This window comes from Roseateles sp. P5_E1, assembly GCF_054049335.1.
In genome coordinates this window covers 508,367-522,399 of the sequence record NZ_JBFUMN010000001.1, presented here as the reverse complement: position 1 = coordinate 522,399, position 14,033 = coordinate 508,367, and the positions used below count along the sequence as shown (strand labels likewise).

Annotated in this window: 16 protein-coding genes; 11 read left to right on the top strand and 5 right to left on the bottom strand. The window is 68.9% G+C overall.

Going from position 1 to position 14,033, the window contains the following annotated elements; genetic code table 11:
* Positions 1 to 3 precede the first annotated feature (3 nt).
* Positions 4 to 1,152 (bottom strand): mechanosensitive ion channel family protein, encoded by a 1,149-nt coding sequence (locus tag ACXJKJ_RS02515; RefSeq protein WP_457388963.1) that lies wholly within the window; start codon positions 1,150 to 1,152, stop codon positions 4 to 6.
* A 206-nt stretch (positions 1,153 to 1,358) separates the two neighbouring features.
* Here ACXJKJ_RS02515 and ACXJKJ_RS02510 point away from each other — a divergent pair, with 206 nt between their 5' ends.
* The 9 genes from ACXJKJ_RS02510 to ACXJKJ_RS02470 all read left to right on the top strand — a co-directional run bounded on the left by ACXJKJ_RS02510 (position 1,359) and on the right by ACXJKJ_RS02470 (position 8,372).
* On the top strand, positions 1,359 to 1,649 hold the full coding sequence (locus ACXJKJ_RS02510) for a DUF2789 family protein (protein ID WP_056191557.1): 291 nt from the start codon (positions 1,359 to 1,361) through the stop codon (positions 1,647 to 1,649).
* Positions 1,646 to 2,617 carry an extracellular catalytic domain type 1 short-chain-length polyhydroxyalkanoate depolymerase gene (locus ACXJKJ_RS02505; protein ID WP_457388962.1) on the top strand — a complete coding sequence of 324 codons (972 nt, stop codon included), beginning with the start codon at positions 1,646 to 1,648 and terminating at the stop codon, positions 2,615 to 2,617. The genes ACXJKJ_RS02510 and ACXJKJ_RS02505 overlap by 4 nt, the downstream gene beginning before the upstream one ends.
* A 57-nt stretch (positions 2,618 to 2,674) precedes the next feature.
* The gene (locus ACXJKJ_RS02500; RefSeq protein WP_457388960.1) at positions 2,675 to 3,010 is read left to right on the top strand and encodes an ArsR/SmtB family transcription factor; all 336 of its coding nucleotides are present in this window, start codon (positions 2,675 to 2,677) and stop codon (positions 3,008 to 3,010) included.
* Positions 3,011 to 3,017: 7 nt separating this feature from the next.
* The gene (locus ACXJKJ_RS02495; RefSeq protein WP_056191554.1) at positions 3,018 to 3,524 is read left to right on the top strand and encodes an arsenate reductase ArsC; all 507 of its coding nucleotides are present in this window, start codon (positions 3,018 to 3,020) and stop codon (positions 3,522 to 3,524) included.
* Positions 3,521 to 4,195, top strand: a complete 675-nt coding sequence (locus ACXJKJ_RS02490) for an aquaporin (RefSeq protein WP_457388957.1) — start codon at positions 3,521 to 3,523, stop codon at positions 4,193 to 4,195. The genes ACXJKJ_RS02495 and ACXJKJ_RS02490 overlap by 4 nt, the downstream gene beginning before the upstream one ends.
* Positions 4,196 to 4,310: 115 nt before the next feature.
* The gene (locus ACXJKJ_RS02485) at positions 4,311 to 4,802 is read left to right on the top strand and encodes a MarR family winged helix-turn-helix transcriptional regulator (protein WP_457388955.1); all 492 of its coding nucleotides are present in this window, start codon (positions 4,311 to 4,313) and stop codon (positions 4,800 to 4,802) included.
* Positions 4,793 to 6,652, top strand: coding sequence for an arsenic resistance N-acetyltransferase ArsN2 (gene arsN2, locus ACXJKJ_RS02480; RefSeq protein WP_457388954.1), 1,860 nt, complete (start codon positions 4,793 to 4,795; stop codon positions 6,650 to 6,652). The genes ACXJKJ_RS02485 and arsN2 overlap by 10 nt, the downstream gene beginning before the upstream one ends.
* Positions 6,653 to 6,654: 2 nt before the next feature.
* Positions 6,655 to 7,839 carry an MFS transporter gene (locus ACXJKJ_RS02475; protein ID WP_056191547.1) on the top strand — a complete coding sequence of 395 codons (1,185 nt, stop codon included), beginning with the start codon at positions 6,655 to 6,657 and terminating at the stop codon, positions 7,837 to 7,839.
* On the top strand, positions 7,836 to 8,372 hold the full coding sequence (locus tag ACXJKJ_RS02470) for an arsinothricin resistance N-acetyltransferase ArsN1 family B (RefSeq protein WP_457388951.1): 537 nt from the start codon (positions 7,836 to 7,838) through the stop codon (positions 8,370 to 8,372). Before ACXJKJ_RS02475 ends, ACXJKJ_RS02470 begins: the two co-directional genes overlap by 4 nt.
* Here the strand turns inward: ACXJKJ_RS02470 and ACXJKJ_RS02465 are convergent.
* Genes ACXJKJ_RS02465 through ACXJKJ_RS02455 form a run of 3 tightly spaced genes read right to left on the bottom strand, consistent with a single transcriptional unit; the run spans position 8,356 to position 10,638 of the window.
* Positions 8,356 to 9,885: a tryptophan halogenase family protein gene (locus ACXJKJ_RS02465; protein WP_457388950.1), complete on the bottom strand. Its 1,530-nt coding sequence runs from the start codon at positions 9,883 to 9,885 to the stop codon at positions 8,356 to 8,358. The two genes, ACXJKJ_RS02470 and ACXJKJ_RS02465, sit on opposite strands and share 17 nt — an antisense overlap.
* A complete protein-coding gene (locus ACXJKJ_RS02460; protein WP_056191541.1) occupies positions 9,882 to 10,379 on the bottom strand; it encodes a PIN domain-containing protein in 498 nt (165 codons plus the stop codon). Before ACXJKJ_RS02460 ends, ACXJKJ_RS02465 begins: the two co-directional genes overlap by 4 nt.
* 7 nt (positions 10,380 to 10,386) lie before the next feature.
* Positions 10,387 to 10,638, bottom strand: a complete 252-nt coding sequence (locus ACXJKJ_RS02455; protein ID WP_056191539.1) for a type II toxin-antitoxin system Phd/YefM family antitoxin — start codon at positions 10,636 to 10,638, stop codon at positions 10,387 to 10,389.
* Positions 10,639 to 10,844: 206 nt separating this feature from the next.
* On the opposite strand from ACXJKJ_RS02455, the gene ACXJKJ_RS02450 reads away from it, so the two are divergent.
* Both ACXJKJ_RS02450 and ACXJKJ_RS02445 read left to right on the top strand, forming a co-directional pair.
* Entirely contained in the window at positions 10,845 to 12,209 is a 1,365-nt protein-coding gene (locus ACXJKJ_RS02450) for a cation:proton antiporter (protein ID WP_457320288.1), read from the top strand.
* A 138-nt stretch (positions 12,210 to 12,347) separates the two neighbouring features.
* Complete coding sequence (locus ACXJKJ_RS02445) at positions 12,348 to 12,884, top strand: HPP family protein (RefSeq protein ID WP_457388948.1); 537 nt, start codon at positions 12,348 to 12,350, stop codon at positions 12,882 to 12,884.
* Here ACXJKJ_RS02445 and ACXJKJ_RS02440 read toward each other — a convergent pair.
* On the bottom strand, positions 12,881 to 13,984 hold the full coding sequence (locus ACXJKJ_RS02440) for an alpha/beta fold hydrolase (protein WP_457388947.1): 1,104 nt from the start codon (positions 13,982 to 13,984) through the stop codon (positions 12,881 to 12,883). The two genes, ACXJKJ_RS02445 and ACXJKJ_RS02440, sit on opposite strands and share 4 nt — an antisense overlap.
* Between the last annotated feature and the right edge of the window lie 49 nt (positions 13,985 to 14,033).

Below are 14,033 nucleotides of genomic sequence, written 5' to 3'. Positions count from 1 at the left end.
AGTTCAGCCTGCCGCGGCGGGCACGATGTCAGGCGCATCAGGCGACGAGCCTTTGCGCGTTGGTGCCGGGCCGCCCGGCGCCGGTGACTGCAAGCCGACAACGTTGACGGTGTTAGTGGTGAACGCCAGACGGATGCCGCGCTGCTGCAACTCGCGCATCAGCGCCAGGTTCAGCGTCTGCTGGTGGTCCATGTAGACGTCATAGCTGGGATCGTTGACGCGGTAGACCACCTCGAAGTTCAACGAGTTCTCGCCGAAGCCCTTGAAGTGGGCCCGTACCAGTTCCAGCTTGGGGTCGGCGTCGATCAGCCCCTTGACCAACGGCGGCACCGCGGCGGCGTCATCGGCCGACGCATCGGACGTGATGCCGAAGGTGAAGGCCACGCGGCGCGTCTGCAGGCGCTTGAAGTTGGCCACCGTGCGCTTGAGCAGTTCGGCGTTGGACATGACGATCTGCTCGCCGCCCAGGCTGCGGATGCGCGTCGTCTTCAGGCCCACGCGCTCCACCGTGCCGGTGACGTCGCCGACGGTGATGGAGTCGCCCACCTCGAAGGGCTTGTCCACCGCGATGGCGAGTGACGCAAACAGGTCGCTGAGGATGTTCTGCACGGCCAGCGCCAGCGCGATGCCGCCGATACCCAGGCTGGCGACGAAGGCCGTGATGTTGACGCCCAGGTTGGACAGCACGGCCAGCACCACCACCACCCACAGCGCGCCGCGCAAGCCCCAGCTGAGCARCGTGGCCGAGGCCGACAGCGCCGYCGTACCGCCATGGCGCATCTGCTGGGCCGYGAGCACCTGCGCCACCGCCTGCTGGGCCCACAGGCCGAGCTGCAGGGCCACGACGGCGAACCACAGCTGCGACACGCGGTCATGCCAGCGGTCGTCCAGCGGCAGCATGTTGAGCCCGACCAGCAGGCCCACCACCCAGATCAGCGCGCCATTGGTGCGCTCTAGCACGCTGACGAGGCCGTCGTCCAGCGTGCTGCTGGTGCGCTGCGACAGTTTGCGCAAGCGCTGCACGACGAAGCGCAGGCCGACCTTGATGATGACGATGGTCAAGGCGCCGGCCAGCACGGCGGGCAACACGTCGGTCCAGCCCACATCGGGCCACGCGGCCTGCATGCGCGCAATGAATTCATTCCAGGTCATCGCGACCTCCTGCAGTCTTCAATCCCATGACCGTAGGCGCGCCGACGCCGCCAGTCTGTCAGCGGGCGGTAGCCGGGGCTGTGGGCCTCGGCTGACAGGGACGGCCATCGTGGACGGGGTGTCGGCTGACACCGCGCAGCGCCGCCGACATCTAAGGTCTAAGCCTCACGGTTTCCGCCTTGAAACCCTTTGAAAGAGGATCCGCCATGGACACCACCACCCACCATGACATGCAGGCCCTGTTCTGCCAGCTCGGCCTGCCGGATTCGCCGGCCGAAATCAAGCAGTTCATCCGCCTGCACCGGCCGCTGCCGCAAACGCTGAATCTGTCGGAGGCCCCGTTCTGGAACGCCAGCCAGGTCGCCTTCATCCGCGAGCAATGGCATCAGGACGATGGTGACTGGTGCGGGCAGATCGACCAGCTGAACGCTCTGCTGCGCGAGCATCCCGACCCCTCGGAGCTGGCCCAGGCTCCAAACGACAGCACCGGCGGATGAAACAGCCCTCGTGGTCGGCGCTGCTCAACCGCAACGCCGCGCTGTTCAAGCGGGCGACCCAGCCGCTGCGCGAGCGCCATCGTCCGCCGTCCAGCGCGGGCAGCTGGTTGATGGGCCTGGTGATGGCCGCGGACGGGCCGCGCCGCTACTACCTGTTCCGGCCCGCGAGCGTGCGCTTCGGCGAGCGGCTGCCGTTGCTCGTCATGCTGCATGGCTGCCACCAGGACGCCAAGAGCTTTGCCGCCAGCACGCGCATGAATGCCGTCGCCACGCGCGAGCGCTTCCTGGTGCTCTATCCCGAGCAGCCACGGCTGTGCAACACCCAGGGCTGCTGGAACTGGTTCGACACACAGTCGGGCCGCGCCTTCGCCGAGGCCGGCTGGATCATGAAGGCCGTCGACCAGGTCTGCATGCTGTACACGGCCGACCGCGAGCGCATTGCCGTGGCCGGCCTGTCGGCCGGCGCCAGCATGGCGGCCCTGCTGGCCACGCGTTACCCGCAGCGCTTCAAGGCCCTGGTCATGCACTCGGGCGTGCCGCCCGGCACGGCGAGTTCGCCGGTCTCGGCCGTCGGTGCGATGCAGGGACGACGCCAGCCGCTGCCACCCGGCTCGGCCCAGGACTGGCCGCCGCTGATGGTCATCCACGGTGACGCGGACCGCGTCGTATCAGCCCGCAACGCCGGTTCTGCGGCGCTGATGTGGTCCGAGGCGGCCGGCGCGCACCAGGAGCCGGCGCAAGAACAGCGCCGCGGCAAGCGCTACCCGATGCGGGTGACGCAGTTCAAGCGCTCGCGCGAGGTGGTGGCGACGCTGGTGGAGGTCGACCGACTGGGCCACGCCTGGAGCGGCGGCGCGGCGCGCCAGCGCTTCAGCGACGCCAACGGGCCCGACGCATCACGCATGGTCTGGCGCTTTGTCGCCCGGCAGTTCGAGGCGCAGCAGCCAAAGATCCAATCCCTTCGCTGAGCGCCGGCATTGCCGGACCGCTTGCACTTCAATCCATGATTCGATAATAATGGAAGTATGGATGAACAAGCCGGCGAGCAATTTGTCATCAAGGCCCTCGCCGCCCTGGCCCAGCCGCTGCGGCTGCGGGTGTTCCGCGCCCTGGTCGTCGTCGGTGATGCGGGGCTGACACCCGGCGCCATCCAGGAGGGGCTGGGCGTAGCACCAGCCACGCTGTCCTTCCATCTGAAGGAACTCGTCAACGCGGGCCTGGTGACCCAGGAGCGCGCCAGCCGCAACCTGATCTACCGCGCCCAATACAACAGCATGAACTCGCTGCTGGGCTATCTGACCGAAAACTGCTGCCAGGGCGCCACCTGCGTCGTGCCGAGCGGCACGGCATCCTGCTGCTGAGATCGCCATGACCACCCACGTCCTCATCCTCTGCACCCACAACTCCGCCCGCAGCGTGCTCAGCGAGGGCATGCTCAACCACTGGGCAAAGAAGCTCGGCCGCGACGTGCAGGCGCACAGCGCCGGCAGCGCCCCGAGTGGCCGCATCAACCCCTTTGCGCTGGAGGCCCTGAGCAACGCCGGCGTCGATATCTCGGGCTACCGCAGCAAGAGCTGGGATGAGTTCAGCCAGGACGGCGCACCACCGCTGTCCATCGTCATCACCGTCTGCGACAGCGCGGCCGCCGAGCAGTGCCCGGTCTTCTTCGGTGGCAGCGGCGGCCAGCCGGTCAAGGTGCACTGGGGCTACCCGGACCCGTCCAATGCCGAGGGCGGCGATGAGGGCAAGCGCCGCGCCTTCGAGCTGACGCGCCAGGCCATCGGCTTTCGGCTCCTGCAACTGCTGGCCCTGCCACTGGCCACGATGAGCAAGGCCGAGCTGCAGCAAGCCCTCGTCGGGATCTCGAAGGCATGAACCTGCCTCGCCGACTCCTCGCCGAAGCCCTGGGCACGGCCCTGCTGCTGGCCATCGTCATCGGCTCCGGCGTCATGGCCGAGCGCCTGTCCGGCGGCAACGTGGCCATCGCGCTGCTGGCCAACACGCTGGCCACGGTCGGCGGCCTGTACGTGCTGATCGAGGTTTTCGGCCCGGTCAGCGGCGCTCACTTCAACCCCGCCGTCAGCGCCGTGATGGCTTGGCGGGGCGAGCTGCCCGTCGCCGCCCTGCTGCCCTATGTCGCCGCACAACTGACCGGCGCAATGCTGGGCGCGTGGCTGGCCCACGCAATGTTCGACATGAGCGTGCTGCAGTTTTCGACCAAGCTGCGCGCCGGCACGGGGCAGTGGGTCGCGGAGGGCGTCGCGACCTTCGGCCTCGTGCTCGTCATCCTGCGCGCGCCGGGCTCGCGCGTCGCGGCCATGGTGGCGGCGTATATCGGTGCGGCCTACTGGTTCACCGCGTCGACCTCCTTCGCCAACCCGGCGGCCGTGTTCGGCCGCATGTTCAGCGACAGCTTCGCCGGCATCGCGCCCGCCAGTGCACCGGGCTTTGTCGTTGCTGAACTGGTGGGCGCCGTGATGGCCGTGGCGGTGAACCGCGTGCTGTCAGGCACGGCCGCCGAGGTCACGGCCCGACGCGCGGCCTGACCGTGACTTGAACGCGCGGGGCTGCGAGCCCCGCCTTTTTGACCCAGGTAGTTGCTATTGACAACGAGCAAAGCGGACCTCAACATGCGCCCAGATAGTTGCTATACACACCCAAATGACCGAGTCCGCCCCCGGCAGCCTGTTGCGCGAAGTGGCGCGCCTGTACACCCGCGCCCAGCGCGTCGTGGCCGACTGCTGTCGCACCACCAGCACGCAATGCCATCTGCTGACCGAGCTGGGCCGCTCCGGGCCGCTGCCGCTGTCGGAACTGGGCACGCGGGCCAGTCTGGAGAAGAGCTGGGTGTCGCGTGCCGTGGAGGCCATGGCAGCCCGTGGGCTGGTGAGCAAGGAGCCGAACCCGCTCGACGCAAGGAGCTGGCTCGTCACGCTCACCGCCGACGGCGAACGCACCGTCCGTGAGCTGAACCAGACCCTCGACGACCATGCCCAGCAGCTGCTGGCATCCCTGAGCGAGCGCGAACGCGCCGCCGTCGAGACCTCTTTGCTGACGCTCCTGAAGGCCTTGCGCGAAGACCCGGCCGCGACCTGCTGCCTGCCGCCCCAAGTGCTGAAGGAGCCCATCCAGGATTCCAAACCATGCTGTTGAACGACACCCCCTCCCTGCGCCAGGCCGGCGCCGCCGACTGGCCCGCCATCGAAGCCCTGCTGCTGGCGAACAAGCTGCCCACCGAGGGCGCGCAGGCGCACCTGCCCACCTATCTGCTTGCCATCAGCAATGGCGAGGTCGTTGGCTGCGCCGGCGCCGAGGTCTACGGCCATGTCGCCGGAACCATCGCGCTGCTGCGCTCGGTGGCCATTGCGCCGGGCCTGCACAAGCAGGGCATCGGGCGCCTGCTCGTCGAGCGGCTGCTGCAGGAAGCCCGCTCGCGCGACATCGCGGCCCTCTATCTGCTGACCGTCACGGCGCCGGAGTACTTCGCGCAATACGGCTTCAAGCGCATGAAGATCGAGGACGCACCGGCCGCATTGAAGGCCTCGGCCGAATTCCAGGGTGCCTGCCCGGCCTGCGCGGCGCTGATGACGCTGGTGCTGCGTGAAGCGCCGGTCGCCGATGGCCCGCTGCCGGTCGCGGTGCTTGGCGCCGGGCCGGTCGGGCTGGCGGCCGTCGCCCAGCTGATCGAGCGCGGCCTGCCGTTTGTCGCGCTGGAGGCCGGCGCGACGGTGGGCGCCAATCTCGTTGACTACGGCCATGTGCAGCTGTTCTCGCCGTGGCAGTTCGACGTCGACCCCGCGATGGCCCGCCTGCTGTTGCCCACTGGCTGGACAGCGCCGCCGGCGGCCGAGCTGCCCAAGGCCGGCGAGGTGGTCGAGCGCGTGCTCAAGCCCTTCGCAGCGCTGCCCCAGGTGGCTGCCGCGCTGAAGCTCGGCGCACGCGTCGTGGCCATCAGCCGCGAGGGTTTCGACAAGGTCAAGAGCGCCGGGCGCGACCAGGCTGCCTTCCTGATCCGCTACGAGCAAGGCGGCGAAGTGCACGAGCTGCGCGCCCGCGCCGTCATCGACGCAACCGGCACCTGGAACCAGCCCAATCCGGTCGGCGCCAACGGCCTGCACGCCATCGGCGAGACCGAGGCAGGGGCGCAGATCTTCTACGGCATTCCGGACGTGACGGGCGCACAGCGGGCGCGCTACGAGGGCCGGCGCACCCTGGTCGTCGGCGCCGGCCACTCGGCCGCGAATGCGCTGCTGGCGCTGGCCGAACTGGCCAGGCAGTCGCCCGGCACGCACCTGGCCTGGGCCGTGCGCACGCCGACGCTGCAGCGCGTCTTCGGCGGTGGCGACGCGGACGCCTTGCCTGCCCGCGGCGCGCTGGGCGCGTCGCTGCGCCGGCTGCGCGATGGCGGTGCACTGGAGTTCTTCGGTGGCCTGCGCATCACGCGGATCGAACGCGTGGGCGGGCAGCTGCGCCTCAGCGGTTTGGACCCGAAACAGCAGCCCGTCGTCGTTGACGGTGTCGACGAAATCATCTGTGCGACCGGACAGCGCCCCGACCTGTCACTGGCCAGCGAGCTGCGCGTCAAGCTCGACCCGTGGCTGGAATCCACCGAAGCGCTGGGGCCGCTGATCGACCCGAACCTGCACAGCTGCGGCACGGTGCGCCCGCATGGCCACCGCGAGCTGGCCCACCCGGAGCCAGGCTTCTACACCGTGGGCGTGAAGAGCTATGGCCGCGCACCGACTTTCCTGATGGCGACGGGCTTCGAGCAGGCGCGCTCGGTCGTCGCCGCTATCGCGGGCGACCTGACGGCGGCGGACCGGGTCGAACTGGAGCTGCCGGAGACGGGTGTCTGCTCGGTCAACCCGGCGGTCGAAGGCGAGGCGTCCGGCTGCTGCGACCCGGCAGCGGTGGTGGCCGTGGCCGCGCCCAAGTCGGGCTGCGGCCCGAGCAGCTGCGCCCCCAAGCCGGCGCCGGAGCGCGCCTCGCGCTGCTGCGGCTGAGCATGGCAGCCAGCCGCCTGCGCGTCGTCGGCTCGCTGGGCACGGCCCAGACGCTGGCCTGGGCCTCGACCTACTACCTGCCGGCCATGCTGGCGCGGCCGATGGCGGCGGAGCTGGGCGTATCGGAGCCTACGGTGTTCGCGGCCTTTTCCGCGGCCCTGGTCGTCTCGGCGATCGTCGGGCCGCACTCGGGCCGCCGCATCGACCATTGGGGCGGCCGGCCGGTGCTGATGGTGACCAGCCTGCTGTTCGCCGTCGGTCTGGCGCTGCTGGCCCTGGCCGATGGGCCGGTCGGGCTTTTCGCCGCCTGGCTGGTGTTGGGCGTGGCGATGGGCGGCGGGCTCTACGAGGCAGCCTTCGCGTCGCTGGTGAGGCTGTACGGCCATGACGCGCGCAGCGCCATCACCGGCATCACGCTGATCGCGGGCTTTGCCAGCACCGTCGGCTGGCCGTTGACGGCGGCGCTGGAGCACACCTTCGGCTGGCGCGGCGCCTGCTGGGCCTGGGCGGGGCTGCATCTCCTGGTGGGCCTGCCACTGAACGCCTGGCTGCCCAAGGCCGCGGCGCTGGCGGTGTCCACCCAGGCGCCAGCGGCTGCGAACGGCGAAGCGCCGCCGATGCGGACCGCCGCGCTGCTGGCCTGGGTGTTCGCGGTGACGTGGTTCATCAGCACGGCGATGGCTGCACATCTGCCACGGCTGCTGGACGCCGCGGGTGCCACGCCAGCGGCGGTCATCTTGATCAGCGCCCTGGTCGGCCCAGCCCAGGTCGCGGGGCGGCTGCTGGAGTTCGGTTTCCTGCGGCGCTTGCACCCCTTGCAGTCGGCGCGCGCCGCGGCGCTGATGCATCCGCTGGGCGCGGCCCTGCTGGCCGTCATCGGCGCGCCTGCCGCCATGGTGTTTGCGCTGTTGCATGGCGCGGGCAACGGCGTGCTGACCATCGCCAAGGGCACGCTGCCGCTGGCCTTGTTCGGGCCGCTGGGCTACGGGCAGCGCCAGGGCTTGCTCGTGCTGCCGGCGCGCCTGGCGCAGGCGCTGGCGCCATGGCTGTTCGGCCTGCTGCTGGCGGACTTCGGAACCGGCGTGCTGTGGTTGTCGACCGGCCTGGGCCTGAGCGCGCTGGCCGCCCTGCTTTTCATCCATGTGCCCGCGCGCACCACCCAGCCATTCATGGAGGACCCGCCTTGAAGATCCGTACTGCCGCCCCCGAGGACGGCGCCGCCGTCGCAGCCATCTATGCGCCCATCGTGGCCCACACCAGCATCTCCTTCGAGACGGAGCCGCCGGACGCGCAGGAGATGCGCAGCCGCATCGAGAAGACGCTGGCCAGCCTGCCCTGGCTGGTGGCCGAGGACGCGACCGGCGCCATCTGCGGCTATGCCTATGCCAGCAAGCACCGCGAACGCGCCGCCTACCAATGGTCGGTGGACACGACGGTCTACGTGCGCGAGGACACACGCGGCCAGGGCGTCGGCCGGGCGCTGTACGAGAAGCTGCTGCCGCTGCTGGCCGAGCTCGGCTACTTCCAGGCCTTCGCCGGCATCGCCCTGCCCAATGCGGGCAGCGTGGGCCTGCACGAGGCGATAGGCTTCGAGGCCCTGGGCGTCTATCGCAATGTCGGCTACAAGAACGGCGAGTGGCGCGACGTGGGCTGGTGGCAGAAGGCGCTCAGGCCTCTGGAAACGCCCTCGACACCGCAGGCCTTCAGCGCCCCGCGTTGATCTGCTGGATCAGCGCCCGGTGGCTGGGCAGATCGGCGATGGCGCGGTCGGCAAAACGCTGGATCTTGGCGAACAGCTTGTCGGCGTCCGCCATCTGCGGGAAATCGCTGCGGCCGGCGCTGAGGTCGGTGGCGAAGCCCATGCCGTAGAGGATGTACTGGTAGTTGAAGAAGGCGAAGGTCTCGGTGTCGAGCACGAAGTCGAAGCGGCCCGGCGGGCGCAGCCGCCATTCCTCCAGCAGGCCGGCGAGGCGGTCCGGGATGGTGGAAGGCTGGGCGTTGTCGCGCCAGAAGGGCTCCTGCCGCTGGCTCAGGCAGTAGTGCAGCTTCAGGAAGTTGATGATGTTCTCGAAGCGCGCCGTCATCAGCTCGTTGAAGCGCCGCGCCGGTGCGTGCATGGGGCCGCTGTGCGGCAGCATCTCCGCGATCATGCCGACGGCCGCCTCGATGAGGACGAGGCCGGTGGCCTCCAGCGGCTCCAGGAAGCCGGCCGACAGGCCGACGGCGACGCAGTTCTTCACCCACTGCTGCTCGCGGTAGCCGGGCGTGAAGGGGATGCTGCGCATTGCCAGGTCTTCGTTGCCCGCGCCGCAGTAGCCGCGCAGGATGTCGGCGGCACGGTCGTCGCTGAGATGGTCGCTGGAATAGACGCAGCCGATGCCGCGCGCGCCGTTCAAGCCGATCTCCCACAGCCAGCCGGCCTCGTGGGCGGTGGCGATGGTGGAGCTTTCCATGACCGCATTGGCATCCAGCGGCACCTTGCAGGCCAGGGCGCGGTCGACGAAGAGCTGGTGGCGCACGGACTTGAAGTTCGAACCCATCGCCCGGCCGATGAGCTCGGCGCGAAAGCCCGTGCAGTCGATATAAAGCTCGGCCTCGAAACGGCCCAGCTGGGCGGTGTCGAGATGGGCGATGGCGCCCGTCGCATCCAGCACCACGTCCGTCACCGTGCCTTCGACATGGCGCACGCCGAGCTCACGGGCGCGCGCGGCCAGCAGCTTGGCGAGCTTGAGCGCATCGAAGTGGTAGGCGTAGTTCAGCGGCGCTGCATAGGGCGCCTCGCCGGCCCGCTTGGGCGCGCGATGGGCCTCGGCGACGCGCACCTGCAGCGTCATGGCCTCGGCGAAGGGCATGCGCCCGGCCTCGTCCTGCAGCAGCCAGTAGGGCACGAGGTTGAGGTCCTCCGTGTAGAAGGGGGCCTCGAAGGGATGGAAGAACTGCTGATGCTGGCCCGCGGTGGGCGTGCGCGCCCAGTCGACGAAGCGGATGCCCTGCTTGAGCGTGGCCGAGGTCTCGCGGATGAAGCGGGCCTCGTCAATGCCGAGAAACTGCAGCGTACTGCGGATGGTGGGGAAGGTGCCTTCACCGACGCCGACGCTGCTGATGTCGGGCGACTCCAGCACGGTCACCTCGAGGTGGCTGCGCTCGGACAGCTTCAGCGCCTTGGCCAGGTAGGCGGCGGTCAGCCAGCCGGCCGTGCCGCCGCCGACAATGAGAATGCGTCGCTTGTTCATGCTCTCGTATAGAGGTTCTTCAGCCACTGCTGGCCGGTCTGGGCGCCATGGCTCCAATCCTCGTCCTCGTCACTGGGCTGGGCGACGTAGCCGGAGGGGTTGAGCAGCTTCACGCGCCCGACGCGGAAAGCCGAGACGCGGTGGGTCACGAAGGTGAGGCCATGCTCCAGCGCCGTCGCGGCGAGCAGGCCGTCGCGCGTGTTGGCGTAGGGCAGCTGGGCCCGGCGCCGCACGACGGCCGCGTCCACCGGCAGCACGCGGCCTTCGAAGGCGGGAATGACGCGGCTGTCGATCCAGTCGCGCACGACGAGGCCGGCGGCGCGGTCCTTGCGGCCCAGGCGGGCGGCGGCGTTCTCGATCTCCAGCAGGTTCAGCGCCGAGATGAAGAGTTTTTGCCGCGGCAGGCCGGCGGCCCAGGCGGCCAGGCCGGCGTCGGACTGGCCGGCCTTGGCCTTGCGCAGTTCGAGAACGATGCTGGTGTCGAGCAGGAACATGGCGCCCTCAGGGGAGGTTTTCGCGGTGATCCCAGGCGCCATCGGCCGCGGCGTCGGCCGCATCGATCGTCACGACCTCGGGCATGGCCAGCAGCTCCAGGATGCTCTCGCCCTCGCCGGTCAGGCGGCGGTACTCGGCAATGCTCATCAGCACATGAGTGGGCTGGCCGCGGTCGGTGATGACGACCGGCTCGACCTGCGCCGCCCGCTTGGCGAGGCTGACGTCACGGTTGAAATCGCGGCTGGTGAGCAGTTTCATGGCCTCGTCAATGTACCTACCTACCTGCAATCGCGCAATTGGGATGTAGGTACATAGGCCCGGATCTGTTCGACCCAATGGACATTGAAAACCCGGCTGGCAAAGTGTTCCACGTGGTGAGAGCGCTTTCACCAAAAGAGGCAGACAACGTTGTACAAAACCGCGCGGCGGTGCGTGGCAACGGCAAAAAATCTACAGGAACAGCCATGGAATTCGACCTTCTTGCCATCATGGGCGACGTGTTCGCCAAGCATGGTCCCGCTGCGGCCGCGGCCGCCAAGACCTACGCGCCGGGCGACTTCAGCATCCACTTCTTCCTGCAGCTGGGCATCATCATGCTGGCCTGCCGGGTCGTCGGCTGGGCCGGCCGCAAGTTCCTGGGTCAGCCCCAGGTGGTCGGCGAAATGATCGCGGGCGTCATCCTTGGGCCGTCGCTGCTGGGCCTGTTCTTCCCCGACGTGCAGTCCGCCATCTTTCCGAAGGAAATGCGCACCGTGCTGTACACCGGCGCCCAGCTCGGGGTGGGCCTGTACATGTTCCTGGTCGGCACGACGTTGCGGCTGGACCACTTCGCCAGCAAGGCCAAGAGCGCCATCGGCGTGTCGGTGTCCGGCATCGCGGCCCCGTTCTTCATCGCCTTCCTGATCACGCCCTTCCTGCTCACCGTGCCGGGCCTATTCGCCGAAGGCATCTCGACGACCAACGCGACCCTCTTCATGGGCGCCTGCATCGCACTGACGGCTTTCCCGATGCTGGCCCGCATCATCAACGAGCAAGGCCTGGCCCACACGTCGCTTGGCACGCTCGCGCTCACGGCAGGCGCCTTTGACGATGCCGTCTCTTGGTGTGTGCTGGCCCTGGTGCTGGCGGCCTTCGGTGCCGGCCCTGGCGTGGCCGTGCTGGCCATCGGCGGGGGCGTCCTCTGGGCGGCCTTCATCATGCTGTTCGGCCGCAAGCTGCTGGCGCCTCTCGGCCGCATGGTCGAGCGTGACGGCCACATGAGCCACACGGTGCTGGGCATCACGCTGATCTGTTTCTGCCTGTCCGCCTTCGTCATGGACGCCGTCGGCATCCACGCCATCTTCGGCGGCTTCATCATGGGCGCCGTCATGCCGCGCGGCCTGTTTGCCGCCGAGCTGAAGAAGAAGGTGGAGCCGCTCACGGTGATCCTGTTGCTGCCGATGTTCTTCACCTACTCCGGCCTGAACACGCGCCTGGACATGATCAATTCCGTCGACCTTTTCCTGATCGCGCTGGGCGTGCTGGTGGCCTCGGTGCTGGCCAAGTTCGGCGCCTGCTACCTGGCGGCCCGCATGGCCGGTGAAGACAACCGCACCGCTTTGGGCATCGGCGCGCTGATGAACTCGCGCGGCCTGATGGAGCTCATCATCATCAACATCGGCCTGCAGAAGGGCATCATCGGCCCGGCCCTGTTCTCGATGCTGGTGCTGATGGCGGTGGTGACGACCATGATGGCCACGCCGCTGTTCGAGATCTTCTACGGCCGCAAGGCGCGTGCATCGGGCGAGCTGGAAGCCGTGCCCGGCACGCCGGCCAGCAACCCGGCCTGAGGCCTCGTTTCGCTCTCCTCGCCATCGCTGAGAGGTGTCGGTGGCGTTCTCAGGGGCAAGGCTGCAGGCCTGCCCCCTTTTTTATGCCCTGAGTTGGCGCGCTCCTTGCTGCGACTCCGAGACCTGCCGAGGACATCCATGAGCGAGCTTGCTCCCGACGTCGTGGCCCGCCCGCCCGCGCCGGCGCCCGTCGTGCATCCGCCCACGAGGGCGCCCACTTACACCCTGAGCCAGGGCGTCCTCGCCTGCGCCGGCGTGTTCACCATCATTGGCGTGCTGGCGATCGGCTCGTTCAACCTGGGCGTGCTGCTGCTGCTGGGCTCCTTCGGCTCGACCGCAGTGATGATGTTCACCTTCCCGGAGCTGCACTTCTCGCAGCCCCGCAGCGTCATCGGTGGGCATTTCATCTGCACAGCGGTGGGCCTGGCGGTGCTGGCGGTGTTCGGCCCGGCGTGGTGGTCGCTCGCCGTGGCCGCGGCGGTCTCGGTGGCATTGATGATGCTCACGCGGACGATGCACCCACCCGCGGGCTCCAATCCCGTGATCGTGTTCCTCGTTGCACCCAAGTGGGGCTTTTTGCTCTTTCCCACGCTGTTTGGTGCGCTGACGATGGTGGTCGTCGCAGTGCTTTATCACCGGGCCACGCGGCGGCCGTATCCGGCGTACTGGTACTAACGCACCAACGGACGCACCTGCTCGACCAGAGCGAGCAGGAACTTGCCGGGCTCCTCGTGGGGCGCCAGATGCGCCGAGTGCTCGAACCAGACGAGCTTCTTCACCGGCGCCTTCAGCTGGGTCAACCAGGGTTCGATGACCGAGGACGGCGTGGTCAGGTCGTGGCGGCCGAGGAACATGAAGACCGGGAAGCGCGTCTCGCGGATGCGCGTGTGGTCGACGCGCCGCATGTCGGGCAGCAGGGCCGGCACCGACAGCTGGCCGCCCTGGTCGATGGCCAGGCGGTCCGCGAACTCGTAATAGGGCGACAGCCGCGCAGCGCGGAAGTAGAAATCGGCGTTGTCGCGATAGGCGGCCAGGCCGCCATAGGCCATCACCCATTTGCGCGCGACATTGACCTTGGCGAAGGGGATCTCGCCCTCACCCGGATAGGGCGCGATGGCTTCCAGCTCGGTCAACGCGACCGTGTCATGGCGCTTGCGCGCCTCGGCCAGCAGCGCCTCATATTGCGCCTTTTCGTTGGCCTGCAGATTCATCAACGGCCCGACACCGACATAGGCGCTGACCCAGCTCGGCTTGGCCATGGCCGCATCCAGGCCGATGACATTGCCCCAGGAATGGCCCAGCAGGACGACGCGCTCGACCTGGAGGCGCTGGCGCACCATGGCGATCAGCTCGATGAGGTCGTCCGCCATCTGCCGGCGTGTCAGCGAGGCCTTGTTGGCCGCCTCGCCACCGTGGCGCAGCGTCTTGCCGGTGCCGCGCTGGTCCCATTGCACGACGGTGAAGAAGTCCTCCCAGCCGCGCTGGTAGGGCCAGCTGCGCCCCATCTCGGCGGCGCCCGGCCCACCGTGCACATAGACCAGCACGGGGTTGGCCTTGTYGGCGCCGCGGATGGTGATCCATTGCTTGAGCCCACCCAGCTCGACGGCCTCGCTGATCTCGACCGCATTGGGCGCCACGAGGCGCTGCTGGTCGGCAATCATGGGCCGCACTGTGGCGTAGGCGGGCTCGGCAGGGGGCGGCGCAACGGGCGCGTCCGCGGCATGGGCCAGACCGACGAAAAACAGCAGCGTGGCGGGCAGGAATTTCTCGATCATGGCGGCCGGGCGTTGAACGGGCGGCGCACCATAGCACCAGGGCCGCCCG

Excerpts from the sequence above, each read along its gene's own strand:
- ACXJKJ_RS02510 (WP_056191557.1), top strand. The coding sequence starts at position 1,359 with ATGGACACCACCACCCACCATGACATGCAGGCCCTGTTCTGCCAGCTC.
- ACXJKJ_RS02505 (WP_457388962.1), top strand. The coding sequence starts at position 1,646 with ATGAAACAGCCCTCGTGGTCGGCGCTGCTCAACCGCAACGCCGCGCTG.
- ACXJKJ_RS02500 (WP_457388960.1), top strand. The coding sequence starts at position 2,675 with ATGGATGAACAAGCCGGCGAGCAATTTGTCATCAAGGCCCTCGCCGCC.
- ACXJKJ_RS02495 (WP_056191554.1), top strand. The coding sequence starts at position 3,018 with ATGACCACCCACGTCCTCATCCTCTGCACCCACAACTCCGCCCGCAGC.
- ACXJKJ_RS02490 (WP_457388957.1), top strand. The coding sequence starts at position 3,521 with ATGAACCTGCCTCGCCGACTCCTCGCCGAAGCCCTGGGCACGGCCCTG.
- ACXJKJ_RS02485 (WP_457388955.1), top strand. The coding sequence starts at position 4,311 with ATGACCGAGTCCGCCCCCGGCAGCCTGTTGCGCGAAGTGGCGCGCCTG.
- arsN2 (WP_457388954.1), top strand. The coding sequence starts at position 4,793 with ATGCTGTTGAACGACACCCCCTCCCTGCGCCAGGCCGGCGCCGCCGAC.
- ACXJKJ_RS02475 (WP_056191547.1), top strand. The coding sequence starts at position 6,655 with ATGGCAGCCAGCCGCCTGCGCGTCGTCGGCTCGCTGGGCACGGCCCAG.
- ACXJKJ_RS02465 (WP_457388950.1), bottom strand. The coding sequence starts at position 9,885 with ATGAACAAGCGACGCATTCTCATTGTCGGCGGCGGCACGGCCGGCTGG.
- ACXJKJ_RS02460 (WP_056191541.1), bottom strand. The coding sequence starts at position 10,379 with ATGTTCCTGCTCGACACCAGCATCGTTCTCGAACTGCGCAAGGCCAAG.
- ACXJKJ_RS02455 (WP_056191539.1), bottom strand. The coding sequence starts at position 10,638 with ATGAAACTGCTCACCAGCCGCGATTTCAACCGTGACGTCAGCCTCGCC.
- ACXJKJ_RS02450 (WP_457320288.1), top strand. The coding sequence starts at position 10,845 with ATGGAATTCGACCTTCTTGCCATCATGGGCGACGTGTTCGCCAAGCAT.
- ACXJKJ_RS02445 (WP_457388948.1), top strand. The coding sequence starts at position 12,348 with ATGAGCGAGCTTGCTCCCGACGTCGTGGCCCGCCCGCCCGCGCCGGCG.